The organism is Ruegeria sp. CDSB022, from assembly GCF_059611145.1.
This window is the reverse complement of the sequence record NZ_JBXWOZ010000001.1, coordinates 104,011-127,280: the sequence shown is the minus strand read 5'-3', so window position 1 is coordinate 127,280 and position 23,270 is coordinate 104,011. Positions and strand designations below refer to the sequence as shown.

Below are 23,270 nucleotides of genomic sequence, written 5' to 3'. Positions count from 1 at the left end.
CTCAGAAATGTGCCTTGGGCTCGTCCGGTTTACCCGCGGCCAGCCCAAGGAGACCCGCCACGGCGGCAAAGGCGACCGGGAACATGGTGAACACATTGAACCCGAACGCATAATGCATCCCAGCCGCAGAAATCAGCAGCAACACGCCACCAATCAGAGCGCGGGCATGTGCCATCGCCCCGCCCGCAATAGCCAATAAAGGCGCAAGGATCGCCGCGGTTCGGATCAACTGCGCATTGTCCACCTGCTCGGCAATCCCGTCGATTTCGCCAAACCTGTCGATCAACTCGACATATCCATAGCCAACAAACCCGACCAACATGCCGATCAGACCGGCAACTACCCCTAAAATCATCGCTGCGTTACGCATTTAGAACCCTCTAGCTTGCGACCAACCACATAAGTACCCACTCAGCCAACGCCAAGGGCTGCCTGCGTTTCAGCCGTCCAGCCCAGATAAAGTGCACCGTCTTTCTCAACAAGCGGTCGCTTCATTAAGGTTGGGTGTTCCTGCAAGAGTTCCAGCGGCTCTTTTTTGCGCTGCTCTGCATCCAACCCGCGCCACGTTGTCGACCTGGTATTGAGCAAAGCCTCGCCGAAACGTTTTAGGGCCTGCGCCAGTACCGCATCCGGCACACCTTGCGCGCGAACATCGATGAAATCCGAACCCTCAAGCAATTTCAGAGCCTTACGGCAAGTATCGCAAGTCTTCAATCCATATACGCGCATTTTCGGGCTGCTCCTGTTTCGATCTTGATAATGGGCAAATTCGCCAGTGTATTCCGGTATTTCTTGATTTTTTACTTCACCGTGCAATGTTGAAAAAGACGAAACACGTAATTCGGGCCGTGTCGTGTGGACGAGACGGTGATGTGTTGCGGTTACGTCAATCGCTACCCCCACCAATTTTGTGGGACAACGTGCAAGTAGAAGGAGACACGGGAAATGCCAACTGGCACCGTGAAATGGTTCAATACCACCAAAGGCTATGGGTTTATTGCCCCTGATGAAGGCGGCAAGGACGTATTTGTTCACATCTCGGCCGTTGAAAGATCTGGTCTTACCGGACTCGCTGACAATCAGAAGGTCGCTTACGAACTGGAAGACGGACGTGACGGCCGACAAATGGCTTCAGATTTGAAGCCACTGTAAAATCCCGTTACTGCGGGTACGAAAATCAGGACAACGGCCAATTTCAGGCCGTTGGCCATCGAAAGTGATGTGCCTATTCTCGCTCCCTGCTGCTTTCGGGGCGCGTGGTTCAATTTTTCCACATGGCACGATTCAGGACGTACTGGTCGCACAGGTGACCACCATCGTCCAGTTGCCGGATTATTTAGTCCACACTTCCATCAGTTGTTCAGGATCGCACATCCCGGCTCTTGCCCGCTCAGAGGTGAACTGGAGCGCAAATTTTTGGTGCAACTTAGCCGTGGGTTCGCAAATCACCATCGACGATGGGGGGACTCGGCCTGTGCCACGCAAGGCAGGAACAGGGTCAGACATCCGGTTTTGATCAAAACTGAAAGTGTCATGAAACGATCGCAACCATTTCATGACGCCCCGTATAGACAGACCGCAAGCGCACTCAACTTTCCTTGATGATCGCCTCGAACTCACGCCATTCCCGCCCGGTCATGCCCGAGTTTTCCTGCGTGACCGTCTCTCCGGCCAACATCCGACGCAGGCTGTCGACCATCTGCGCGGAAAGATTGACCGCACCCAGGCGGTAATCTTCAAACGCCTTATAGGCGGCCGGCACCCAATCAGCGACGATCTTGCACATGGCATCGGCGTAAACACGAATTTCGTATTGGGCATGAGGATCCGCGCGCAGACGCAGGAAGTGGAACAGGTTGTGCAGGTCAACCTTCCAGTACCATTGCGTGTAGATATTCGCCGGAAGGTTCATCCGCGCCAGTTCACGCGCAAGCCCTTGCTGCCCGTCCTGACCCATCATCGCCTCGTAATTGTCATAACAACGCGCGCTGTCAGCTTTCAAAATCTCAAGGACGCGCGCGGCTTCTTCGCCCTGCAACGTATCGCCGCGACCCTGATTGTTGATCTCGGACTGCGCGGACACGTGCTCGGGTGCCGGGATATAGAATTCACGGTCCAAAATCGAATAGCGCGCCGAATATTCATTCACATTCGCTGTCCGGTGCCGAATCCACTGTCGCGCGACAAAAACCGGTAACTTGACGTGCAACTTTATCTCGCACATCTCAAACGGGGTCGAGTGCCAGTGCCGCATCAGATAGCGGATCAACCCTTCGTCATTTTGCACTGATTTGGTGCCCTTGCCATAGGACACGCGTGCGGCCTGACAAATCGCAGCGTCATCACCCATATAGTCGATCACGCGCACAAAACCGTGGTCCAGAACCTGATGCGCCGTGTACAGGTGTTCCTCCATCCCCGCAGCTACAACACGGCGTGTTGGATGCGATTGCGCCCGTTGCGCTTCGATCTCGGCCAGTTGGTCAGAGGACAGCGGCATGAAATTTCCTTTCCAGCAATGAGTCGCCTGCCACTATATATCGCCAATCAAAAGACAGGAACCGCGATATGTGCGCCCACATTTGCATTTTCAGAATTGTGTCCGTGCGGCCTCTCGACACGTGATGTACGCGCGCTAAGGTGCAGGGCATCACCGGAACAGAAAGGAACCCGCAATGGGGCTCACTTACCTCCACACCATGGTTCGCGTGAAGGACCTGGACAAATCCATGGCGTTTTACAAGTTGCTGGGCCTTAAGGAAACGCGCCGCTATGACAGCGAACAGGGGCGGTTTTCCCTGATCTTCATGGCTCCTGCTGGGCAAGAGGATCGACCAATCGAGTTGACCTATAACTGGGATGGGGATGACGATCTGCCCAACGACAGCCGCCATTTCGGCCATCTCGCCTATGGAGTCGACAATATTTATGAAACCTGCCAGCACCTGCAGGACAATGGAGTCGTGATCAACCGGCCACCGCGCGACGGCCGAATGGCGTTTGTCAGGTCACCCGACAATATCTCGGTAGAGTTGCTACAAAACGGTGATGCGCTGGAACCGGCCGAACCCTGGGCCAGCATGGAAAGCACCGGGCACTGGTGATCCGCTGGTTGATCACACTGGGCCTAGCCTTTTTAGCCAGCCCTCTGCGGGCCGAGCCCTGTCGCCTTGCGCTTGCGCTGGCAATGGACATTTCAACATCGGTAAGCGCAGAAGAGGACGCGCTGCAAAGGCAGGGCCTTGCCGCAGCGTTGGTTGCCCCCGAGGTGACCGAGGCCTTCTTTTCCTCGCCGATGCCGGTCGCGCTGGCTGTTTATGAATGGAGCGGCCGGGACGTTCAGCATATCATACTGGGCTGGACGATGATCAACACGCAGACCGATTTGCTGGTGGCAGCGACCACGATACAGCAATCGGTCCGATCAGACAGCGACTCGGCCACGGCGATGGGGTATGCGCTGGCCTTTGGGGCGACGCTGATGCAGCAGGCCCCGACATGTCTTTTTCAAACCATTGATCTGTCAGGTGACGGTTCGAACAACGATGGATATGGCCCGGATTCCGCCTATCGGCATTTTCCCTTTGAGAATACGATTGTGAATGGCCTGGTCATTAATGCCGCCGACTTCGAAGGCGAGCTGTATCTGATTCCCTTTTTTGAAAACAATGTCCTGTACGGCCCCGGCGCGTTCCTGGAAATCGCCGACGGGTTCCAGGATTTCGAACGCGCCATGCGGCGCAAACTTGAACGCGAACTAAAAGGTATGCAGATCGGCGCATTGTCGGGCCCCGGCCAGCGATGATACGTGCGCTTGCAACGATAGTCAGCATATTGGCCACCTCTGCGGCATCAGAATGCCGCCATGCTTTGGCTTTGGGCCTGGATGTGTCAGGATCAGTCGACAGCTCGGAATACCGGTTGCAGCTTGGCGGCTTGGCAGGTGCTTTGCGCCGGCCCGTGATTAAGCAACTCTTTCTTTCAAACACAGCAAACCCGGTACAAATCGCGATTTTTGAGTGGAGCGAACCCGACCACCAACGCCTGTTATTGGGCTGGACCGCAGTACAATCGGACCTCGATCTGGAGCGCATTGCCACCCTGCTCGACCATGTGAAACGCAGCGGCGCTCCGCAAGGAACCGCCGTCGGGTCCGCCATGCTGTTCGGTGCCGAACTTTTGGGCCAGAAACCCGATTGCTGGAAGCGGACATTGGATCTGTCGGGGGACGGAAAGCACAATATCGGCCTGCACCCAAGAAATGCGAAACAGACGCTCTCTGACGACGGTATCACGATCAATGGACTGGTCATCGGTGCCGACGACCCTGACATCGGTAGCACCCGCTATGTTCAGGTCGGAGAGCTGCTGGCCTATTTCAAAGCATGGGTCATCCTTGGCCCCGGCGCCTTTGTTGAGGTTGCCCTGGGCTTTGACGATTACGAAGAAGCAATGACCCGTAAACTGATCCGCGAACTTGAAGGCCTGACCCTATCGGATACGGGACAGAGGCCGACCAAGCATCAGTAGATATAGCGGATCTGGTCCGTCCAATACCGTTCTACCCGCCGCAATGCTCCGGTAATGTCTTCGATCCCTTCCTGTCCAAGCACGCCGCGCGATTGTAGACCTTCGGCATGTCTCGAAAACAGCTCGGAGACGATATCGCGGATTTCCCGGCCCTGTGGCGTCAACCGGACACGCACCGAACGGCGGTCTATTTCGCAACGCTGGTGGTGCATATACCCCATCTCGACCAATTTTTTGAGGTTGTAGCTGACATTGCTGCCTTGATAGTAGCCGCGGCTTTTCAATTCACCAGCGGTAACCTCATGATCTCCGATATTGAACAAAAGCAACGCTTGAACCGCGTTGATCTCAAGAACACCGACCCGTTCAAACTCATCTTTGATAACGTCCAACAACAAACGATGAAGCCGCTCAACTAGAGCAAGTGCCTCAAGATAGCTGGTCATGAAGCCTTTGACCCCCGGCGCGGAGACCTGCATTTCCAAACTCATACGATCCTCCGATTCATTCGCGCAGTTTCAGGCAGAATGAAGCGAAAAGCCGAAAAATCAGTTAAGCCGGATAATCTTTATTTTTGAAAGGTTTGTGCGATTTCGGAAACAAGGTCCGAGAATTGGGCAGGTGGCAGGACCTGACCGGTGACCCATTGATACAGGTCCTGATCATTCTCGTGCAACAGGGCGTCGTAAACATCCAGCCCTGTTGCATCCATGGAGTCCAGATTGCGGTCTGCATAGGCAGCCAGAATCAGATCCATCTCTTTGATGCCGCGTCGCATGGAACGCATTTTCATCCGTTTGATCCTGACATTGCGCGGTTCGACCACTATTCCGCCTCCAGCATCATGCGCACACGTTTCTCCAGTCTTGCAGCCCGCTCGGCGCTGGCGCGCATCTCGCCTCGGATTGAACGAAGCTCGGATACGATTCCGGCAAGGTCAGGTGCGTTTTCTCCAGCCTCGACAGGGGCGTCCATCCCGTCGCCCTCGCCGGTGAGAAGCCACATGATCGAAACGTTGATCATGCCTGCCATCATCGACAGTCGGTTGGCCCGGGGCTCAGACAGATCATTTTCCCAGGCGGCAATCGTAGACTTCTTGACACCCAGCCTGCGGGCCAGATGTGCCTGCGTCATCCCCGCTGCTTCACGCGCCCCTGCCAGCCGGTCTCCGAATGTCGCCGCGTCGGGTCCGTACCAGTCATTTTCGTCGTTCATCGGGGTCTCCAAATCTCTTGTTTTATATCGCTTGATCGTCGTTCGGGCGCACCCTATGACAGTCAGGCTAAACATACAAACTGAGGCCGACCATGAGTTTCCTGTCTGCGACACTGTCACGCGTAAAACCATCTCCAACAATCGCGATGACAGCCAAGGCGGCCGAATTAAAGGCAGCCGGACGAGACGTAATTGGCCTAAGCGCCGGGGAGCCAGATTTCGACACGCCCCAGAACATCAAGGATGCTGCGGTGGCGGCCATCGCCGCTGGAAAGACCAAATACACCGCGCCCGATGGCATACCAGAGTTGAAGCAGGCGGTTTGCGCCAAGATGAAACGTGATCATGGACTGGACTATTCGCCTGCTCAGATCTCGGTCGGAACCGGTGGCAAGCAGACGTTGTATAACGCGCTGATGGCCACCATGAACACGGGCGATGAGGTGGTCATACCTGCGCCCTATTGGGTCAGCTATCCCGATATGGTTCTTCTGGCCGGGGGAACGCCTGTGACAGTTGAAACGACCCTGGAGAACAGTTTCAAACTAACCGCTGAACAGCTTGAGGCAGCTATTACCCCAAAGACCAAATGGTTCATCTTCAACTCTCCGTCCAACCCAACCGGTGCAGGGTATAGCCGGGCGGAATTGAGAGCTTTGACCGATGTCCTGATCAGGCACCCGCATGTTTGGGTAATGACCGATGATATGTACGAGCATCTGGCCTATGACGGGTTTGAATTCTGCACACCGGCCGAAGTCGAGCCTAGGCTTTATGACCGCACCCTGACCTGCAATGGTGTATCCAAAGCCTATGCGATGACTGGCTGGCGGATTGGCTATGCAGCAGGACCTGCCGAATTGATTGCGGCAATGCGCAAGGTTCAGTCTCAATCGACCTCGAATCCCTGCTCGATCAGCCAATGGGCGGCGGTAGAGGCGCTGAACGGTACACAGTCCTTTCTGGCCCCGAACAATGAAACGTTCAAACGCCGCCGTGATCTGGTCATCAGCATGCTGAATCAGATCGAAGGAGTGACCTGCCCAACTCCGGAAGGTGCGTTTTATGTCTACCCTTCCATTTCCGGGTTAATCGGAAAGACCACGCCTGCAGGCACTTTGATCGACACAGACGAAGCCTTCGCAACCGAGCTTTTGGAAGAGGCTGACGTTGCAGTCGTCTTCGGCGCTGCGTTTGGGTTGTCCCCCAACTTCCGCGTCAGCTATGCTACGTCAGATGAAGCGCTGACCGAAGCCTGCACGCGCATTCAGAGGTTTTGTGCTTCGCTGACCTGATCGGAGACTTTATGACTGCCGAATTGCCTGAGTACTATTTCCGCATACGCGAAAACGGTGCCGCGGTTTTCCGGATCGACACGGAAAACCGCCAACGTCGGATTGAAATGAACCAGATCGCGGTCATCAACATCCGCAATGGAGAGGTGAAGCCGCAGGGTCAGCGCGCTCTGACTGAGGCGGATCAGGCCGAAATCGAGCGCTGGATGGCAGAACGTAAAGATCTTCTGGCGCAGCGCGATATCGACGATATTCACCGCGCGGTGGACTATCTGAACCTAACCACACAGTGGGCCCAGTCCAAAGCGACTGACCAACAGCTCGAGGACGTTACGGACCGGCTACTACTGGCGATGCATGATCTGCGCAGCGTATTGGTTCGGAAGAAAGCCGACCGGCTGAACAATGGCTAATTTGCCTTCACGCTGCCGGTTCAGCGATTATACGCACTGATCGCAACCAGAAGCGCGCCATCAACAGTACGGCGGCACAGGCAAGACCCAGCACAAGGCCCAACCAGACACCGACGCCCTCCATGCCGCGGATGAACCCAAAATAGTAGGACGCCGGAATTCCGACGACCCAATAGCTTAGCCCCGCCATGACCATTGGCACCTTGGCATCCTGCAATCCGCGCAATAGGCCCAGCGCGATCACCTGTGCACCGTCCACCAGCTGGAACAACGCAGCCATGGCCAGCAACCCGGTACCTATGGCCAGAATCTCGGGGCGTTTCGGATCCTGCGGTTCCACAAATACGGAAATCAGAGGCTCGGCGCAGGTCAGGAACAGGATGATTGTCAGGATAGACACCACAAGGGACATCCCTGTCACGGCGACGGCACCTTTTTCCAGATGCGCGCGGTCCTTGCGGCCAAGCGCATTGCCCGCCCGGATCGTGGCAGCGTTGGACAGGCCCAGATGCACCATGAATGTCGCCGAGGCGAGGTTCAGAGCGATCCCATGCGCCGCCAGCGGCACCTGACCGATCCAGCCCATCATAAAGGCCGACATCGCGAACAGAGACACTTCGGCCAGCAGGGTCAGCCCGATGGGTATGCCTAGCTTCAGAACGCTCAGCAGCATCTCCCAGTCGGGCCGCCAAAACCTTTGGAACAGGCTATGCTCGGGCAGAACTTTTACAGCATAGATGATAACCGCAATCAACGACACGGTCTGCGTCACGACCGAAGCGATAGCGGCGCCCATCACGCCCAGTTCAGGCGCACCCCAGTTGCCAAAGATCAAAGCATAGTTGGTCAGACCGTTCACCACCGCAGCAGCAACAGTGATCCACAAAACAACCTGGGTTCGCTCCAACGCCGCAAGGTAGGACTTCAAGACCATTACCACCAGAGCGGGGAACAGACCCCAGCCTGCAACCCGCAGGTATTCCGATGCAGTTTCCGCCACCTGTGGATCCTGATCTGTGGCGATCAAGATCGGGTATGACCACCACAGCAATGGCATGACCACTGTTGCATATAGCAACGACAACCAGAGCCCCATGCGGGTCGAACGGCGAATGCTGGTTTCATCGTCTTCGGCAGCGGCTGTTGCCACCATTGGCATAACGGCCAGACCGAACCCGCCCCCGAACAGGAACAGGACAAAGTAAAAGCTGCTGGCCAACGTGACCGCCGCCAGAGCTTCGACCCCGTACCAGCCAAGCATGATCGTGTCCGTCAGACCGATTGCGAACTGCGCCAGATGCCCGCCAACCAATGGCAGACCCAAGACGGCAATGGCACGGAAATGGCCTTGATATGTCATCACCTTATTCATTCCACCAGCCATAGGCCCGGCGAAAGGCCGGGACAAGACCGGAACAGAGAAATTTCAGAGTGAGACATGGATCCGGGACAGGTGCCCTGCCCCGAACCTTAGGCCTAGCAGCGGGCGTCAGGATGCAGCGCGTTGCCCAGAATATGCTCGGATCGGTGGATCACATGATGCGCCTGACCCACGATCAAAGGATCGGGCTCGCCAACAATGCCGTGATCCTTGTCCGGGTAATCAAGTGTCGACAGAAAGTGGCGCATACAGTTCAGACGAGCGCGTTTTTTGTCATTCGATTTCACGATGGTCCAGGGTGCATCAGCGGTGTCTGTATAAAAGAACATCGCCTCTTTCGCCTCGGTATAGTCATCCCATTTGCCAAGGCTTGCCTTGTCGATCGGAGATAGTTTCCATTGCTTCAACGGATCGGTCTCACGGCTTTGAAACCGCCGCTGTTGTTCGGGTTGCGTGACCGAAAACCAGTATTTGTAAAGCTGAATTCCCGACCTCACCAACATCCGTTCAAGCTCTGGCGTCTGGCGCATAAACTCTAGGTACTCGTTCGGAGAACAAAACCCCATCACCCTCTCGACCCCGGCGCGGTTGTACCAAGAGCGGTCGTAGAACACCATTTCACCAACGGTGGGAAGCTCGTGCACATAGCGCTGATAGTACCATTGGCCCTTTTCTTCCCAGGTGGGTTTGTTAAGGGCGACCACGCGCGCCTGACGGGGGTTCAGGTGTTCCATAAACCGTTTGATTGTACCGCCTTTACCAGCCGCATCGCGCCCTTCAAACAGCAATACGAACCGTTGACCGGTTTCCTGCGCCCACAGCTGAACCTTAAGCAACTCAGCCTGCAGTTTGGCCTTCTCGGCCTCATAGACCCGCCGGGGCATCTTGCGATGATAGGGATATCTTCCGCTTTCGAATGCCTTGCGGATCTTTTCCGGGCTTGGCTCGGAAACAGCACCTGCAACAGGTGTTTCGTCATTCACGCGTGGTAGATTTTGCTCGGGTTGCGCAGCTGCATCCATACATATTCTCCTTTTTTTCACTGTTCGAAAAAACGGCTAGCAGAACCGAAGCTTTCGCGCTTTGATTGGGGTCAAACCAAATTCACTTATACGGCGAAAAGGCCAAGAAACATGGAAACCCGATTTCAGATCCTGAATGGCCAGAGGTTTCATATTCGCCGTTGGGGGTCATCCGACCTGCCACCCTTGCTGATGCTGCACGGCTTTCCGGAATATGGTGGGGCATGGGCCGATCTGGCGCCACATCTGGCATCTCATTTCCATTGCATTGCCCCTGATCAACGCGGTTACGGCCAAAGCTGGGCACCAGAAGGTGTCGGCCAATATGCCACGTCCGAGCTGGTCTCGGATATGATCGCACTTGCCGAAGGTCTGGATACGCCAATCAGTGTTCTGGGCCATGACTGGGGCGCCGCGGTCGCCTATGGCCTGGCCATGTTCCGCCCAGATCTCGTCGGTCGCCTGATCATCGCAAACGGCGTTCACCCGGCGCCCTTCCAACGGGCTATGGCATCGGGCGGCGCACAATCCGCGGCCTCTCAATATATTAACGCGCTACGGGCCCCTGATGCCGCAACACACTTTGCCGCGAACAATTTTACCCGCTTGGAAAGTTTCTTTCGCCACGGGATGGGCTTGGACTGGCTGTCCGACGACCGGATGGAGGACTATCGCACTGAATGGGCCCGTCCCGGTCGCCTGAATGCCATGCTGAACTGGTATCGGGCCTCTCCGCTGGTTGTGGCGAAACCGGGCGAGCCCTGCACAGACCTGCCCCGGCTTCCGGTCCAGCGGCTGATGGTTCATTGCCCACATCTTTTGCTATGGGGCTCCGATGACAAAGCGCTGCTGCCCGAGGCGACAGACGGTCTGGAAGATTTCGCGCCCGACCTCACACGAGTCGATATTCCGGGCACGGATCACTGGTTACACCACCAGAAGCCCGAAGCAATGGCACAGGCAATCATTGAGTGGACAGACGGCTGAGGCCTATTTATGCCCCCAATCAGCAGGATCAGCCGAGTTATTGGGGGACAGCCCCAGAATATCACCCTCGGTGGAACATCCCAGCCCCAGAACGGTGCGGTTGGCATAGGCAAAATAGGCGCAGACCTGATTGATCTCGAGGATTTCACCATCGTCCCACCCTGTGTTGCGCAGGACGGCTATGTCGTCTTCCACCAGATCCGCCGGGGCCTGCGTCAGCTTGCGCGCATACAACATGGCCGCAACCTGAGCAGCCTCCAATGGAGCGCTTTCGGGTGTCCCAGCTTCGATCGCGGCACGGATTGCATTACCGCGCACTTCGTCGCCTAACAGCCTTTGCAACCCGTTGAAATGATGCTCGACACAGTACCCGCAGTGGTTCAGAGAACTGACCCAGACACCCAGAGTTTCGAGAAACCACTTGGGAATCTGATTAGCCGAATGGTGCAGCACATTCTTGTACAACGCCATATGTCCTTCCATCGAATGCGGCCGCAAGGAATGCGCCATCATGATGTTGTCGACATTGTTGTCGGGGCCGGTCACCCGCTCATACAGCTTGCGCAGCTTGCCCGTAGCTTGTTCGAAAGGAATGGTTTTGATCCAGCTCATTTAGCATGCCTTGTTACTGTTGTTCAGCTTCGCGAAAAGACTAGAAGCGAAAACTGAGCGTTGCGAGGTAAAAAGCAGAGCTTTTAGTACCTCGGGGCATCGAACCAGATAGATACACAAGGTTCGGGATTATTATACAACGTTTTGGGGTGCACATAGCGCCAAACCCAACACCACGTCGCCCCGGGCCCCGCTATATTACAATTTTCATTTCGGTGTTTTATTCGCTTCAGTCACATAGACTATCAATTTTGCGAAAGAGATTTTGGAATTGCGCATACTCTGTACTGTCTTCGTGCTCTCCGGGATAGGCACCGTCGTCGCATTGACGCAACCCGGGCTCACCGATTGGGTATTGCTGGCTGGGCCCTGCTCATTGGCAAGTGTGGTATTGCTACTCAAAAACTGGCTGAAGCGCTTTCAAAAAGCAAGAAAGTGGGCAGTCGTTGACGGATCAAACGTCATGCACTGGAAGGACGATGTTCCAAGTATCGAGACCGTTCGCGAGGTCACGATCGCACTGACCAAAGCAGGGCTAACGCCCGGAGTGGTCTTTGATGCGAATGTGGGATACAAAATTTCTGATCGATACATGAGTGACAAATATCTGGCCTCCAAGCTTAGGCTACCGAGAGATCGCGTTATGGTCGCTCCAAAAGGAACACCAGCAGACCCATTAGTCTTGCAAGCCGCCAGGGATTATCAAGCCAGCATCGTTACGAATGACCGATTCCGCGATTGGGCTGATGACTACCAAGATGTTCTAAACGACAGAAAACCAATACGCGGCGGTTACAAGGACGGAATGCTTTGGTTGTCCCTTTGATACCTCACCAATTTGCGGGTAGCTTTGCCTGACGTATTCGCTTGTATGTCTGTACTTAGCTAAAGACAGACACCACAGAACGTCCAATTCCAAAGCATCGCTCCTACTCCTCGCGCTTCCAAGACCCAAACCATCTACAACACCTCGCGTCCCTCTTCCCCCGGACCACATCACCTGCCATAATGGGGAAACTCAAAAACAAGAGCAGCCCATATGCCCGACGATCTGTTGACGCCCGAAGCGACCAATACCTATGACGCCTCATCCATTGAGGTGCTCGAAGGTCTTGAACCTGTTCGCAAACGCCCCGGCATGTATATCGGCGGCACGGATGAGCGTGCGCTGCACCATATGGTCGCTGAAATCCTCGACAACTCGATGGACGAAGCGGTGGCAGGCCATGCCAACCGGATCGAGGTCGAACTGCACGCAGATTACGCCCTGACCGTGCGCGACAATGGGCGCGGCATTCCGATCGATCCGCACCCGAAATTCCCCGACAAATCCGCGCTTGAGGTCATCCTGTGCACATTGCACGCGGGTGGCAAGTTCTCGGGTAAGGCGTATCAGACCTCGGGCGGTCTGCATGGGGTTGGTGCATCTGTGGTCAATGCTTTGTCGGATTCCATGGTTGTTCAGGTGGCCCGGGACAAACAGCTGTTCGAACAACGCTTCTCGCGCGGAGTACCTCAGGGACCGGTTGAAAAGGTTGGTGCTGCCCCCAATCGGCGCGGCACCACTGTGACCTTCCATGCCGATCCCGACATCTTTGGCCACCACAAATTCAAACCCGCGCGGCTGTTCAAATCCATCCGCTCCAAGGCCTACCTTTTCTCGGGCGTCGAAATCCGATGGAAAACCGCCATCGATGACGGCGAAACCCCGACCGAGGCGACGTTCCACTTTCCCGGCGGGTTGTCGGATTACCTGAAGGAAACGATGAACGGCTCGTCCACCTATGCCGATCAGCCCTTTGCTGGCACCGTGGACTTTCGGGAAAAATTCGGTGCAGCAGGCAAGGTCGAATGGGCGATCAACTGGACGCCGTCGCGCGACGGGTTCATCCAGTCCTACTGTAACACCGTCCCCACCCCCGAAGGCGGTACCCATGTGGCGGGTTTCTGGGCTGCGGTACTCAAGGGCATCAAGGCCTACGGCGAACTGATCAACAACAAGAAGGCCGCGCAGATCACCCGCGACGACCTGATCACCGGCGGCTGTGCGCTGGTGTCCTGTTTTATCAGTGAGCCGGAATTCGTGGGCCAGACCAAAGATCGCCTCGCGACGGTCGAGGCGCAGCGACTGGTAGAGAATTCGGTCCGCGACCATTTCGATAACTGGCTGGCCGCGGACACGAAATCCGCCGGAGCTATTCTCGATTTCCTCATTCTGAGGTCCGAAGAACGTCTGCGCCGACGCGCCGAGAAAGAAACACAACGTAAGTCCGCCACTAAAAAACTTCGTCTTCCCGGCAAGTTGGTGGACTGTTCCAGTTCAACACGGGACGGCACCGAATTGTTCATCGTAGAGGGCGACTCGGCGGGCGGCTCGGCCAAGATGGGTCGCAACCGCAAAACACAGGCGCTGCTGCCCCTGCGCGGCAAAATCCTGAACGTGTTGGGCGCGGCCAGTTCCAAGCTGGGCACCAATGCCGAGATCAACGATCTGACCCAGGCGCTGGGTGTCGGGCTTGGCACCCGTTTCAACGTCGATGACCTGCGCTATGATAAGATCATCATCATGACCGACGCGGATGTCGACGGCGCGCATATCGCGGCGCTGCTAATGACGTTCTTCTTTACCCAGATGCGGCCCATGATCGACGCGGGCCACCTCTACCTCGCCTGCCCGCCGCTGTATCGCCTGACCCAAGGCGCCAAACGCGTCTATTGTCTGGACGAGGCAGAGCGCGACGCATGGATGGAAAAAGGTCTGGGCGGCAAAGGCAAGATCGACGTCTCACGCTTCAAAGGTCTAGGTGAGATGGACGCCAAGGACCTGAAAGAAACCACAATGGACCCCGCGTCCCGCAAACTGATCCGGGTCACCATCGACGAGGACGAACCCGGCGAGACCGGCGATCTGGTCGAGCGCCTGATGGGCAAAAAACCCGAACTGCGGTTCCAATACATTCAGGAAAACGCGCGGTTTGTGGAGGAGTTGGATGTTTGAGTTTGTGCTTTGAGAAGTGAACGTCGAAGATTTTGCAGCTTCAATCTAAATGACGCGAAAACTCAATAGTTCTATCCTTCATAGATTCACAATCTAGTTGTTACAAAATTGAATAAATTCAAACTCAATATCGCATCAGGTACAATATTTCTCGCCTTCGCAACTGCTGCAAGCTCAGAGCTGTCAAAACCTGCGTGTGATTACATTGAAGTCTATGAGAGCATTAAGGGCGAGGGTTCATTCCCAGACTTGGTCGCCCACATGGCACACGATGTTGAGTACTGCCATTTAGCCGATGGCTGCGACAAAGGGTTGAAGAAAAGAACAAGCCCCATACAAATCACTATAGATGACGGTGGTTCTGAGAAAACGAGAAAACTGTTCAACGCTAACGCCGCATACACAATCAACTTGGTTAACCACTTGTCCGGGCTAGAGTTCTATCTTGATGAGCATCCAGAAACTGTAACTGGCGTTATCCACGTAATCTTGGTTGGCGACTCTGATGAGTCAAATCAAACCTCTCTAGTGCCGGAGTTTTTTGGAAAATTCTTAAAATCCAAAAAGCTAACCTGCCTTGCCACGAACTTTGACTGGCCAGATGCAGAAATTGAGTATTCCGAGGTTTGGATCAAAACATCGACTTCGCCAATGAGGCTTGCGAATTGTGTGAAAGAAGAAATTTTCAACGCAAGTGGCGTGCCGGGCGATCCGATAGGCTTGGATTCACTATTTTCAGAAGATTCGCTTTCAGGTGAAACCTTTGGTCCGCCTATTTTTCAAAATTTCGATGCCCGGCCTCTAATCGCAATGCAACTGGTTTATCATAATGAAATGGTGAATGGGCAGAGCCCCGCAAGAACGAAAGAAGTTTCCCAAAACGTAATCAACGCTTCCTGTCAATAAAACACGCAAGCGTAGGATGAGTTTTTAACCATCAAATTTTCCACATCTAGGTGGGCGAAACACCCATCCTGCATTACCACAATTCCCGATTCCCGCACGATCGGGCGTCACTCCGACACCCCGTCCAACCACTCCGCAATCTGCCCGACTGGCCCCTCCCACCCGGGCTCCATGAACAGAAAATGCGCGTGGTTCTCGACCGGCAGAAACGTCGCGCGGTCTCCGTAGAACTTCGCCAACGCACGGCAGGTGTTGGGGTTCACGGCCCGGTCCTCGGTGCCAGACACGATCAGAACCGGACAGTCGACCTTGTCGATATCCACCTTCATCGCGTGGTGATCGTCGAACATCCAAAAGAACATCTCGAACATCACCCGCCCGCTTTCGGCACCCAGCTGGTCGAACACCGCGTGCTGCTGCGCCTCGGGCATCTTGTTCAATGCAAAGGGGGCCATCAGATCGAACTCAACCCGCATGGGCTGTTTCCAGAACGCCCCGCCCTCCATCAGCGCGCGCGGCACGGCGCGTTCGTCGTCGGTTTCGGGCAACGTGCCCCATGGCGCGTTCGGGTTGATCAGAACAATGGCGCTGGCCAACCCGCGCGCCGCCACCTGCTGCGCCACAACCCCCGCGATGGCATGGCCCAGCAGCACCGGCTTGCCGTCCAGCCCCTGCACGAACTCTGCAATGTCGTTGGCATAGTCGGTGACGCTGGTGTCGGTCAGCCCCGGATCGGGTTCGGCCTTGGGGTCGCCGTCATGGTACCGCAGAGCGGGCGTGTGCACGGTCCAGCCCCGGTCGCGGAAGAACCCCGCGTAATCGGCCGTACACCACGGTCCGGCAAAGGCTCCGTGGATCAGAACAATCTCTTTGGTCATGGAAACGCCCCCTCACCTGCCATCACTATGAGAGATGAGGGAGCGGATCGGCAAGAGGCTTACAGCGCCGCTTTGAACAGCGCCGTCAGGTTGTCCTCGGTCAGTTCAACCGGGTTGCCGCCGCAAGAGGGATCGATGATCGCCCCCTTGACCAGTTCGGGGATTGCCGCATCGGTCACTTTCATATCCGAGAGTTTGCGGGGGATACCCAGCGAGTCATTAAACTCCTGCACAAAGGCGCGGAACCCGTCAAAGCCTCCATCGATGCCCAGATAGGCCGCGGCCTGCTGGAACCGGTCGGCGATGGCGGGGGCGTTGAACTCTAGCACCGCGGGCATGCAGACTGCGTTGGTCGTCCCGTGATGGGTGTTGAATACCGCGCCAATCGGGTGGCTCATCGCGTGGATCGCGCCGAGGCCCTTCTGGAAGGCGGTCGCGCCCATGGCTGCCGCGCTCATCATCTGCGCCCGCGCTTCGATATCGGTGCCATCGGTATAGGCGCGCGGCAGGTAGTCCTTGACCAGCCGCATCCCCTCGAGCGCGATGCCGTGTGACATCGGGTGGTAATGCGGACTGGAGAACGCCTCGACACAATGCGCAAATGCGTCCAGACCAGTACCAGCGGTGATGAATTTCGGCATCCCCACGGTCAGTTCCGGGTCACAGATCACCACGGTTGGCAGTACCTTAGGGTGAAAGATGATCTTTTTCGCGTGGGTTTCCGAATTGGTGATGACGCTGGCGCGCCCGACCTCGGACCCGGTGCCAGCGGTGGTTGGAACCGCAATGATCGGAGCAATGGCATCGGCATCGGCGCGGGTCCACCAGTCGCCAATATCTTCGAAATCCCAGACCGGGCGCGTCTGCCCGGCCATGAAAGCGACCATCTTACCCAGATCCAGCCCCGAGCCACCGCCAAATGCGATTACCCCGTCATGGTCGCCTGCCCGATACGCCGCAACGCCGGCCTCAAGGTTCTTCTCATTGGGGTTCGGGTCCACTTCGCTAAACAGGCCACGCCCCAGACCCGCAGCCTCAAGAATATCCAGCGTCGCCGAGGTGATCGGCAGATCAGCCAACCCCTTGTCCGTGACCAGCAGAGGGCGTTTCATTCCGGCCGCAGCGCAGGCTTCGGGCAGTTCCTTGATGCGGCCAGCGCCGAATTTGATCGCGGTCGGATAGGACCAGTTTCCAGACAGGCTCATGATGTCACCTTCTTCAGATGGTAGGATTTGGGGCGGGTAAGGTTGTGATAGCCGATGACAGAAAGACCACCGCCACGCCCGGTATTCTTGCAACCGGTCCAGCACAGGCCCGGATCCAGATAATCGGCGCGGTTCATGAAGACGGTGCCAGTTTCAATCTGGTCCCCGACCTGCGCGGCCCGGTCCACGTCGCGGGTCCAGAGGCTGGCGGTCAGGCCAAACTCGCTGTCATTCATCAGCGCGATGGCTTCGTCATCCGACGACACTTTCATGATACCAACTACGGGGCCGAAACTCTCATCCCGCATCACCCGCATGTCGTGTGTGACATTGGTCAGGATTTGCGGGGTCAGATATGCCCCCCCATCATCCTCGGGGAAAGTGTCGATATGGGTAACTGCGCCATCCGCGACTGCCTCGGCAATCTGCGCGCGGACCTCATCGGCAAAGCGTACACTGGCCATCGGTCCAATCGTCGTCTCTGCATCCAGCGGATTGCCCAGCTTATAGCCCTGAACAATCTCAACCGCTTTGGCAACGAACGCATCATACAGGCTTTCGTGCACGTAAATTCGCTCAATCCCGCAGCAGCACTGGCCCGCGTTGAACATCGCACCGTCGATCAGCGTATCAACAGCTGCGTCCAGATCGGCGTCGTCCATGACATAGCCTGGATCCTTGCCGCCCAACTCGGTACCGACCCCGGTGAATGTGCCCGCCGCCGCACGTTCCATCGCCTGACCACCACCGACCGAGCCGGTGAAGTTCACGAAATCAAACGCATTTCCAGCGATCAAATCGTTAGTCACATCATGACTCAGGAACACATTCTGGAACACATCCTCAGGAACACCTGCCGAATGGAAAGTCTGCGCCATCCGCTCACCCACCAACAAGGTCTGGGTCGCGTGTTTCAACACCACGGTATTGCCCGCAATCAACGCCGGGGCCACCGTATTGATCGCAGTCATGTACGGGTAGTTCCAGGGCGCCACGACAAAGACAACCCCATGCGGAATGCGTTTGATATAGCGCCTGAAGATCTCATCCTCGCCCACCGCAATATCAGCCAGTGCACCCTGCGCGATCTCGGCCATATGGCCGGCGCGCTCTTTGAACCCGCCGAACTCTCCGCCGTAGCGCACTGGGCGCCCCATCATATGGGCCAGCTCGGGCACGATTTCGTCGTTCATCGCACCAACAGCGGCGACACCCGCCATCACAAGATCAATTCGCTCTTGTAATGGGCGTGCTGCCCAGGCTGTTTGCGCTTCCCTGGCCCGCGCGGCCACCTCAAACGCTGCTTCGCGCGATAAGGTTTCGCGCTCAGCATAAACCGATCCATCGATCGGCGAGATGCATTTCAACATCTGCCCCATCTCCACTCCATCCTCTAAAAAGCAGAATCTCCTGCTTTATCTGGCCAACACAAACCTCGGGGGCCGTCATTGATGCGCCATTGGCTCAAGCACTAATAGCGGCAGGCAGGGCCCCCAGCTTCGTCCACCCTCAGGCCCTTTCGAACCCGCGGGCAATTTCCCAATCAGTAACCACGCTTTCGAATTCCTCGATTTCCACCTCGGCGGCGCGCGCATAGTGATCAACAACTTCGTCCCCCATAGCGGCCCGCAACATGGTTGAGCCAAGCAGGGCATCCCGCGCAGCGGGCAGGTTCCCGGGGATCATGCCGGACTCGCTCTGATACGCATCGCCTTTGGTTGGTGGCTCAAGCTCCAACCCTTCCTTGATGCCCGCGATACCCGCCGCCAACATACCAGCAATCGCCAGATACGGGTTCATATCCGAGCCCGGAATACGGCATTCCACGCGAACCGATTTGGTTCCATCACCACACAGTCGGAAACCGGCGGTGCGGTTGTCGACCGACCAGATGATCCGCGTCGGCGCAAAACTTCCTTTTTGGAAACGCTTGTAGCTGTTGATGTAGGGGGCCATGAAACACGTATAATCGGCAGCGTATTTCAACAACCCGGCCATATAGCTTTTCATTACTGCCGACATGCCGAGCGGATCTTTTTCGTCGAAAAAGATTGGCCTTCCCTCAGACCACAGCGACTGATGCACATGGGATGAACTACCAACCTTGTCATGATGCCATTTCGGCAGGAACGTGGCCGCATGCCCGTGCTGCCAGGCGATTTCCTTCACCGCATTCTTGGCGATCGAGTGATACTCGGCCGTTTCCATGGCGGCGGCGTATTTGATGTTCAACTCTTCTTGACCGGTCTCGGCCTCGCCCTTCGTATTCTCGACCGGGATGCCCGCGTTCCACAAATGATTGCGGATGGGACGCATCACATGCTCTTCCTTGGTGGTCTGCAGGATATGATAATCCTCATTATAGCCCGAGATCGGCGCCAGATCGCGAAAGCCTTCCTTGCGGATCTGGTCAAAGCTCTTCTCAAACAAAAAGAACTCCAACTCGGTGGCGCACATCGCGTCGTAACCCATGGCTTTCAGGCGTTTGACCTGTTTCTTCAGGATCGACCGGGGCGCGTGCGGGATCTCTTCATGCGTGTGGTGATCCAGAACATCGCACATCACCATCACCGTGCCCTCAAGCCACGGCACCGGGCGCAAAGTGCTGAGATCAGGTTTCATGACGTAATCGCCATAGCCCCGCTCCCAGCTGGTCGAGGCATATCCGTCAGGCGTGCCCATTTCCAGATCTGTCGCCAACAGATAATTGCAGCAATGGGTCTCTTGCCAAGCGCCTGCCACAAAGTGACCGGCATGAAACCGTTTGCCCATCAGCCGCCCCTGCATGTCCACCATGCAAACAAGAACGGTGTCTACTTCACCTGCTTCAACCTTGGTTTTGAGGTCCGCCAACACAACATCATGACCCATCATGTTCATCCTTCATCACAATCGGGCCCACCGCGCCCCTGTTCCCATCGACGGCCGTTAGTCTTCGGCCGCTTCTTTCTCCATTTCCATAACCAGCCGCGTTTCCAGAACCTGTCCGCTTTTGTAGAGGATCGGATAGGCGATGGCCGCAATATGGCCGTGCAGATCGCGCATAGCGCGCAGTGCCTCCAGATGCAGATCGCTGGACTGGAAACTTTCCGTTTGACCACGCTCCAGCCGCTTTAGATGCGCCTTGCGGCTGTCGCGGGACATCCTTTTGATCTCGGCCTTGTCCAGAACAAGACGGCGGGCACAGTCGACGTCATCTACTAACAAAACGTGTCGCGCCAGCGAAAAACTTTCCTGAATGGTGGCGTGTAAATCCTTGAGTTCTTTCCACCCCTGGGCGGAAAACTCGGCCCTTTCCATGTGTTTAATCTTTGCTGAACGCGTCATTCTGTTCGACACGACATCTCCAGCGGCCTCGAGCCGAATAGCGTATTCCACCAGACCACGGGCGGCTTTGATCTGAGACTTGCTCATATTCTGCCGCGGCAACCGCGCGACAAAGCGTCGGATTTCCGTCAACTGGGCGTTTACCATTTCATCCTGCTGCGACAGGGCAGCAATGGTATCAATGTCGTCACGCTCATAGATATCCAGCACCGGGCGGAACATGCGTTCGACCTGAGTGACCATCTGCAACAATTCGTGGCGCACCGAGGACATCGCAACATCAGGGCCTGTGGCACTGGGGTCGCCTAGCGGATTAAGAGCACCCGAGAACTGATCTGCCACACCAGATTCAGGGTCGGTCTCGGGCATGAGCAAAGCCATCGGCGCTTCCATCCGGGTGACGAATCCGGTTGCCAGCAGAAACACCACTAGGTTGAAACCGATATGGGCAAAGATCAACGATTGCCCCGGTCCGCTGATCATCAATGCGGCATGGGTCCCGGTGACGTTGACAGCAAACAGCATCACAAGCGCCGCACTGCCGCGCAGCAACAAGTTGGCTATCGGTATCCGGCGGGCCGAAACGATCTGGTCGCGCGTCAACCAGATCGGAATAAAGGCCGAGCCCAAATTGGCCCCCAATACCAACGACAAACCCGCCGCGAATGGGATTGCCCCGATCTGTACCAGCGTCACGCACATCAGGATTGTCGCAACCGAGCTGTGCATGACAAAGGCAAGCACAGCCCCAACGATGAAGGCACTGAAATAGTCGCTTTCAAGATAGCCCGCGATGGCCGGCAAAAAGGCGCTTTCGCGGATCGGATCGACAGCATCGCGCAAAAATTGCAGTGATACCAAAATGAAGGCCACACCCAGAACAATCCGCCCCATCAGGCGAACATTTGCCCGATCGGATTTGAGGTAGAGCCACCCGCCCAGCGCCAGCAACACCGGCTGCAACCATCCCAAATCATAAGACAGTATCTGAATGACCAGAGCCGATCCCAGATCGGCCCCCAAAACCCCCGCCAGGGCGATGCCAAAACTGACCATTCCGGCCGCCGCAAACCCTGTCAGCAAAACCGCCACGGCGGCTGAACTTTGCAGGATCGTGGCCAGAACCATACCCGCGCCACCGGCGACAAAACTGTTTGAATGTCGGGTCAAAAGCGATTGAAATAGCGCGCCAAATCGCCGCTCAATCCCCGTACGAACCAAGCGAACGGCGAAAAGCAGCAACATGGTTGCGGCAAAAATCTCGATCAGAAAACCAGCGATGGCCATGTGTTCATACCCCGTCCGACCGGTGAGCAGCACTGTGCATCCGGTTTCGCATCTCTGTTATTGGGATTGATATGAACATAAGAGGTGTCGCCAGGTGATGTCCAATCCCGACGCGAGAGGAGTTACCCGCGTCGGGAAGTTGCTTATTATCCGTAACGATAAGGCCGTCCGGCCTTGAGCATGTCGGCGTTGTATTGCTTGAATATCTCAACAACCCTCGCCTTGATCTCAGATTCTGCCGCAATCTCATCCCAGAATGCGATTGCCGCGCCTTCGACCTGTGCCCATTCCTCATCTGGGATCGTGGTCAGCTGCATCTTGTCGCCATTGACCCGCAAGCTGGCCTCGCCGCCCCAGTACCACCACTGGCGGTAGTAATGCGACTGATCACAGCAAACACGGAACAGGGTTTGCAGATCTTCCGGCAACTCGTTCCAGCGATCCATGTTGGCAAAGAAAGACCCGGCCCAGGCGCCTGAGATGTTGTTGGTCAGGAAGTAGTTGGTCACATCCGCCCAGCCGACAGTGTAATCCTCGGTGATGCCCGACCATGCGATGCCGTCCAACTCGCCGGTCTGTACGGCGACCTCGATATCTTCCCATGGCAGTGTAACTGGTACCACACCGAACTGGCTGAGGAAGCGACCCGCTGTAGGGAAGGTGAAGACACGCTTGCCTTGCAGGTCCGCCAGGCTGTTGATTGGATCCTTGGTGGCGAAATGGCACGGGTCCCATGCGCCAGCCGAGATGTGCTTGACCCCGACTTTCGAGTATTCTTCGTCCCAGATTTCGTTCAGACCGTACTGATTGAACAGAACCGGTACATCCAGGGAATAGCGCGAGGCAAACGGGAAATAGCCGCCGAACACTGTGACATCGGTGGGCGACGCCATCGAGTCATCATCGGACTGTACCGCATCAATGGTGCCTTTCTGCATGGCACGGAACAGTTCGCCTGTCGGAACAAGCTGGTCAGCATAGAACAGCTCGATCTGCATCCGGTCACCGGCAATCTTGTTGAACATCTCGATTGCCGGGTCGATCACATGCGCAGCCAGCGCAGGACCGGCATAGGTCTGCATGCGCCACGTGATCGTGCTTTGAGCCAGCGCTGGTGCGGCCAGAGGTGCGGCTGCGACCCCTACCCCGGCGGTTTTCAGAAACTTACGTCTTGTCGTCATGTCAATTTCCTCTCTGTTGAAGTGCTTCGTGCC

General features: G+C 56.2%; 25 protein-coding genes. 10 read left to right on the top strand and 15 right to left on the bottom strand.

All coding sequences use genetic code 11. From position 1 onward, the window contains the following. Position 1: 1 nt before the first annotated feature. Entirely contained in the window at positions 2-370 is a 369-nt protein-coding gene (locus AC2FIZ_RS00630; RefSeq protein WP_281994410.1) for a hypothetical protein, read from the bottom strand. A 41-nt stretch (positions 371-411) separates the two neighbouring features. Continuing rightward, a complete protein-coding gene (locus AC2FIZ_RS00625; RefSeq protein WP_281972388.1) occupies positions 412-729 on the bottom strand; it encodes an ArsC/Spx/MgsR family protein in 318 nt (105 codons plus the stop codon). Positions 730-945: 216 nt separating this feature from the next. Here AC2FIZ_RS00625 and AC2FIZ_RS00620 point away from each other — a divergent pair, with 216 nt between their 5' ends. Beyond that, on the top strand, positions 946-1,152 hold the full coding sequence (locus tag AC2FIZ_RS00620; protein ID WP_142632979.1) for a cold-shock protein: 207 nt from the start codon (positions 946-948) through the stop codon (positions 1,150-1,152). 436 nt (positions 1,153-1,588) lie between these two features. Here the strand turns inward: AC2FIZ_RS00620 and thyX are convergent, their stop codons facing one another. Next, complete coding sequence (thyX, locus tag AC2FIZ_RS00615) at positions 1,589-2,500, bottom strand: FAD-dependent thymidylate synthase (protein WP_281971864.1); 912 nt, start codon at positions 2,498-2,500, stop codon at positions 1,589-1,591. Positions 2,501-2,675: 175 nt separating this feature from the next. Between thyX and AC2FIZ_RS00610 the strand changes: the two genes are divergently transcribed. The 3 genes from AC2FIZ_RS00610 to AC2FIZ_RS00600 are packed head-to-tail and all read left to right on the top strand — an operon-like array spanning position 2,676 to position 4,530. Continuing rightward, a complete protein-coding gene (locus AC2FIZ_RS00610) occupies positions 2,676-3,104 on the top strand; it encodes a VOC family protein (RefSeq protein ID WP_142632976.1) in 429 nt (142 codons plus the stop codon). After that, positions 3,101-3,805 carry a DUF1194 domain-containing protein gene (locus AC2FIZ_RS00605; protein ID WP_271947892.1) on the top strand — a complete coding sequence of 235 codons (705 nt, stop codon included), beginning with the start codon at positions 3,101-3,103 and terminating at the stop codon, positions 3,803-3,805. Before AC2FIZ_RS00610 ends, AC2FIZ_RS00605 begins: the two co-directional genes overlap by 4 nt. Then, on the top strand, positions 3,802-4,530 hold the full coding sequence (locus AC2FIZ_RS00600) for a DUF1194 domain-containing protein (RefSeq protein WP_496790432.1): 729 nt from the start codon (positions 3,802-3,804) through the stop codon (positions 4,528-4,530). The genes AC2FIZ_RS00605 and AC2FIZ_RS00600 overlap by 4 nt, the downstream gene beginning before the upstream one ends. Here AC2FIZ_RS00600 and AC2FIZ_RS00595 read toward each other — a convergent pair. From AC2FIZ_RS00595 to AC2FIZ_RS00585, 3 genes are all read right to left on the bottom strand, one after another. Further along, positions 4,524-5,021, bottom strand: coding sequence for a MarR family winged helix-turn-helix transcriptional regulator (locus tag AC2FIZ_RS00595; RefSeq protein ID WP_271947897.1), 498 nt, complete (start codon positions 5,019-5,021; stop codon positions 4,524-4,526). The two genes, AC2FIZ_RS00600 and AC2FIZ_RS00595, sit on opposite strands and share 7 nt — an antisense overlap. Before the next feature lie 77 nt (positions 5,022-5,098). Then, positions 5,099-5,323: a succinate dehydrogenase assembly factor 2 gene (locus AC2FIZ_RS00590; protein ID WP_281971861.1), complete on the bottom strand. Its 225-nt coding sequence runs from the start codon at positions 5,321-5,323 to the stop codon at positions 5,099-5,101. Between the two features lie 32 nt (positions 5,324-5,355). After that, positions 5,356-5,745, bottom strand: a complete 390-nt coding sequence (locus AC2FIZ_RS00585; protein ID WP_142632968.1) for a helix-turn-helix domain-containing protein — start codon at positions 5,743-5,745, stop codon at positions 5,356-5,358. A gap of 92 nt (positions 5,746-5,837) precedes the next feature. Between AC2FIZ_RS00585 and AC2FIZ_RS00580 the strand changes: the two genes are divergently transcribed. Further along, positions 5,838-7,040, top strand: coding sequence for a pyridoxal phosphate-dependent aminotransferase (locus tag AC2FIZ_RS00580; protein ID WP_142632966.1), 1,203 nt, complete (start codon positions 5,838-5,840; stop codon positions 7,038-7,040). Positions 7,041-7,051: 11 nt separating this feature from the next. Further along, positions 7,052-7,453, top strand: a complete 402-nt coding sequence (locus AC2FIZ_RS00575; RefSeq protein ID WP_281971859.1) for a hypothetical protein — start codon at positions 7,052-7,054, stop codon at positions 7,451-7,453. A gap of 7 nt (positions 7,454-7,460) precedes the next feature. Here AC2FIZ_RS00575 and AC2FIZ_RS00570 read toward each other — a convergent pair whose 3' ends face one another. Further along, positions 7,461-8,825 (bottom strand): MATE family efflux transporter, encoded by a 1,365-nt coding sequence (locus AC2FIZ_RS00570; protein ID WP_142632962.1) that lies wholly within the window; start codon positions 8,823-8,825, stop codon positions 7,461-7,463. Positions 8,826-8,929: 104 nt separating this feature from the next. Continuing rightward, the gene (gene ppk2 / locus AC2FIZ_RS00565) at positions 8,930-9,856 is read right to left on the bottom strand and encodes a polyphosphate kinase 2 (protein WP_142632960.1); all 927 of its coding nucleotides are present in this window, start codon (positions 9,854-9,856) and stop codon (positions 8,930-8,932) included. A gap of 111 nt (positions 9,857-9,967) precedes the next feature. Here ppk2 and AC2FIZ_RS00560 point away from each other — a divergent pair, with 111 nt between their 5' ends. Beyond that, on the top strand, positions 9,968-10,843 hold the full coding sequence (locus AC2FIZ_RS00560) for an alpha/beta fold hydrolase (protein WP_496790430.1): 876 nt from the start codon (positions 9,968-9,970) through the stop codon (positions 10,841-10,843). Between the two features lie 3 nt (positions 10,844-10,846). Here AC2FIZ_RS00560 and AC2FIZ_RS00555 read toward each other — a convergent pair whose 3' ends face one another. Beyond that, positions 10,847-11,455 (bottom strand): carboxymuconolactone decarboxylase family protein, encoded by a 609-nt coding sequence (locus tag AC2FIZ_RS00555; protein ID WP_282021855.1) that lies wholly within the window; start codon positions 11,453-11,455, stop codon positions 10,847-10,849. Between the two features lie 265 nt (positions 11,456-11,720). On the opposite strand from AC2FIZ_RS00555, the gene AC2FIZ_RS00550 reads away from it, so the two are divergent. The 3 genes from AC2FIZ_RS00550 (at position 11,721) to AC2FIZ_RS00540 (ending at position 15,359) form a co-directional block, all read left to right on the top strand. Beyond that, positions 11,721-12,281 carry an NYN domain-containing protein gene (locus tag AC2FIZ_RS00550; protein ID WP_246097118.1) on the top strand — a complete coding sequence of 187 codons (561 nt, stop codon included), beginning with the start codon at positions 11,721-11,723 and terminating at the stop codon, positions 12,279-12,281. Between the two features lie 213 nt (positions 12,282-12,494). Beyond that, on the top strand, positions 12,495-14,453 hold the full coding sequence (gene parE, locus AC2FIZ_RS00545; protein ID WP_282021856.1) for a DNA topoisomerase IV subunit B: 1,959 nt from the start codon (positions 12,495-12,497) through the stop codon (positions 14,451-14,453). Positions 14,454-14,561: 108 nt separating this feature from the next. Further along, positions 14,562-15,359: a DUF2927 domain-containing protein gene (locus AC2FIZ_RS00540; protein WP_281994400.1), complete on the top strand. Its 798-nt coding sequence runs from the start codon at positions 14,562-14,564 to the stop codon at positions 15,357-15,359. A gap of 107 nt (positions 15,360-15,466) precedes the next feature. Here AC2FIZ_RS00540 and AC2FIZ_RS00535 read toward each other — a convergent pair whose 3' ends face one another. The 6 genes from AC2FIZ_RS00535 to AC2FIZ_RS00510 form a co-directional block, all read right to left on the bottom strand. Further along, the gene (locus AC2FIZ_RS00535) at positions 15,467-16,237 is read right to left on the bottom strand and encodes an alpha/beta hydrolase (protein ID WP_496790427.1); all 771 of its coding nucleotides are present in this window, start codon (positions 16,235-16,237) and stop codon (positions 15,467-15,469) included. 59 nt (positions 16,238-16,296) lie between these two features. Further along, positions 16,297-17,442, bottom strand: a complete 1,146-nt coding sequence (locus AC2FIZ_RS00530; RefSeq protein WP_496790426.1) for an iron-containing alcohol dehydrogenase — start codon at positions 17,440-17,442, stop codon at positions 16,297-16,299. Beyond that, on the bottom strand, positions 17,439-18,821 hold the full coding sequence (locus AC2FIZ_RS00525) for an aldehyde dehydrogenase family protein (RefSeq protein WP_496790424.1): 1,383 nt from the start codon (positions 18,819-18,821) through the stop codon (positions 17,439-17,441). Before AC2FIZ_RS00525 ends, AC2FIZ_RS00530 begins: the two co-directional genes overlap by 4 nt. A gap of 130 nt (positions 18,822-18,951) precedes the next feature. Beyond that, the gene (locus tag AC2FIZ_RS00520; RefSeq protein ID WP_281971850.1) at positions 18,952-20,313 is read right to left on the bottom strand and encodes a glutamine synthetase family protein; all 1,362 of its coding nucleotides are present in this window, start codon (positions 20,311-20,313) and stop codon (positions 18,952-18,954) included. Positions 20,314-20,370: 57 nt separating this feature from the next. Beyond that, positions 20,371-22,056, bottom strand: coding sequence for a Na/Pi cotransporter family protein (locus AC2FIZ_RS00515; protein WP_142632940.1), 1,686 nt, complete (start codon positions 22,054-22,056; stop codon positions 20,371-20,373). A gap of 146 nt (positions 22,057-22,202) precedes the next feature. Beyond that, positions 22,203-23,237 carry a TRAP transporter substrate-binding protein gene (locus AC2FIZ_RS00510; RefSeq protein ID WP_142632938.1) on the bottom strand — a complete coding sequence of 345 codons (1,035 nt, stop codon included), beginning with the start codon at positions 23,235-23,237 and terminating at the stop codon, positions 22,203-22,205. Positions 23,238-23,270 lie beyond the last annotated feature (33 nt).

Coding starts and splice junctions, on each gene's coding strand:
- AC2FIZ_RS00630 (WP_281994410.1), bottom strand. CDS start 370: ATGCGTAACGCAGCGATGATTTTAGGGGTAGTTGCCGGTCTGATCGGC.
- AC2FIZ_RS00625 (WP_281972388.1), bottom strand. CDS start 729: ATGCGCGTATATGGATTGAAGACTTGCGATACTTGCCGTAAGGCTCTG.
- AC2FIZ_RS00620 (WP_142632979.1), top strand. CDS start 946: ATGCCAACTGGCACCGTGAAATGGTTCAATACCACCAAAGGCTATGGG.
- thyX (WP_281971864.1), bottom strand. CDS start 2,500: ATGCCGCTGTCCTCTGACCAACTGGCCGAGATCGAAGCGCAACGGGCG.
- AC2FIZ_RS00610 (WP_142632976.1), top strand. CDS start 2,676: ATGGGGCTCACTTACCTCCACACCATGGTTCGCGTGAAGGACCTGGAC.
- AC2FIZ_RS00600 (WP_496790432.1), top strand. CDS start 3,802: ATGATACGTGCGCTTGCAACGATAGTCAGCATATTGGCCACCTCTGCG.
- AC2FIZ_RS00595 (WP_271947897.1), bottom strand. CDS start 5,021: ATGAGTTTGGAAATGCAGGTCTCCGCGCCGGGGGTCAAAGGCTTCATG.
- AC2FIZ_RS00590 (WP_281971861.1), bottom strand. CDS start 5,323: ATGAAAATGCGTTCCATGCGACGCGGCATCAAAGAGATGGATCTGATT.
- AC2FIZ_RS00585 (WP_142632968.1), bottom strand. CDS start 5,745: ATGAACGACGAAAATGACTGGTACGGACCCGACGCGGCGACATTCGGA.
- AC2FIZ_RS00580 (WP_142632966.1), top strand. CDS start 5,838: ATGAGTTTCCTGTCTGCGACACTGTCACGCGTAAAACCATCTCCAACA.
- AC2FIZ_RS00575 (WP_281971859.1), top strand. CDS start 7,052: ATGACTGCCGAATTGCCTGAGTACTATTTCCGCATACGCGAAAACGGT.
- AC2FIZ_RS00570 (WP_142632962.1), bottom strand. CDS start 8,825: ATGAATAAGGTGATGACATATCAAGGCCATTTCCGTGCCATTGCCGTC.
- ppk2 (WP_142632960.1), bottom strand. CDS start 9,856: ATGGATGCAGCTGCGCAACCCGAGCAAAATCTACCACGCGTGAATGAC.
- AC2FIZ_RS00560 (WP_496790430.1), top strand. CDS start 9,968: ATGGAAACCCGATTTCAGATCCTGAATGGCCAGAGGTTTCATATTCGC.
- AC2FIZ_RS00555 (WP_282021855.1), bottom strand. CDS start 11,455: ATGAGCTGGATCAAAACCATTCCTTTCGAACAAGCTACGGGCAAGCTG.
- parE (WP_282021856.1), top strand. CDS start 12,495: ATGCCCGACGATCTGTTGACGCCCGAAGCGACCAATACCTATGACGCC.
- AC2FIZ_RS00535 (WP_496790427.1), bottom strand. CDS start 16,237: ATGACCAAAGAGATTGTTCTGATCCACGGAGCCTTTGCCGGACCGTGG.
- AC2FIZ_RS00530 (WP_496790426.1), bottom strand. CDS start 17,442: ATGAGCCTGTCTGGAAACTGGTCCTATCCGACCGCGATCAAATTCGGC.
- AC2FIZ_RS00525 (WP_496790424.1), bottom strand. CDS start 18,821: ATGGGGCAGATGTTGAAATGCATCTCGCCGATCGATGGATCGGTTTAT.
- AC2FIZ_RS00520 (WP_281971850.1), bottom strand. CDS start 20,313: ATGGGTCATGATGTTGTGTTGGCGGACCTCAAAACCAAGGTTGAAGCA.
- AC2FIZ_RS00515 (WP_142632940.1), bottom strand. CDS start 22,056: ATGGCCATCGCTGGTTTTCTGATCGAGATTTTTGCCGCAACCATGTTG.
- AC2FIZ_RS00510 (WP_142632938.1), bottom strand. CDS start 23,237: ATGACGACAAGACGTAAGTTTCTGAAAACCGCCGGGGTAGGGGTCGCA.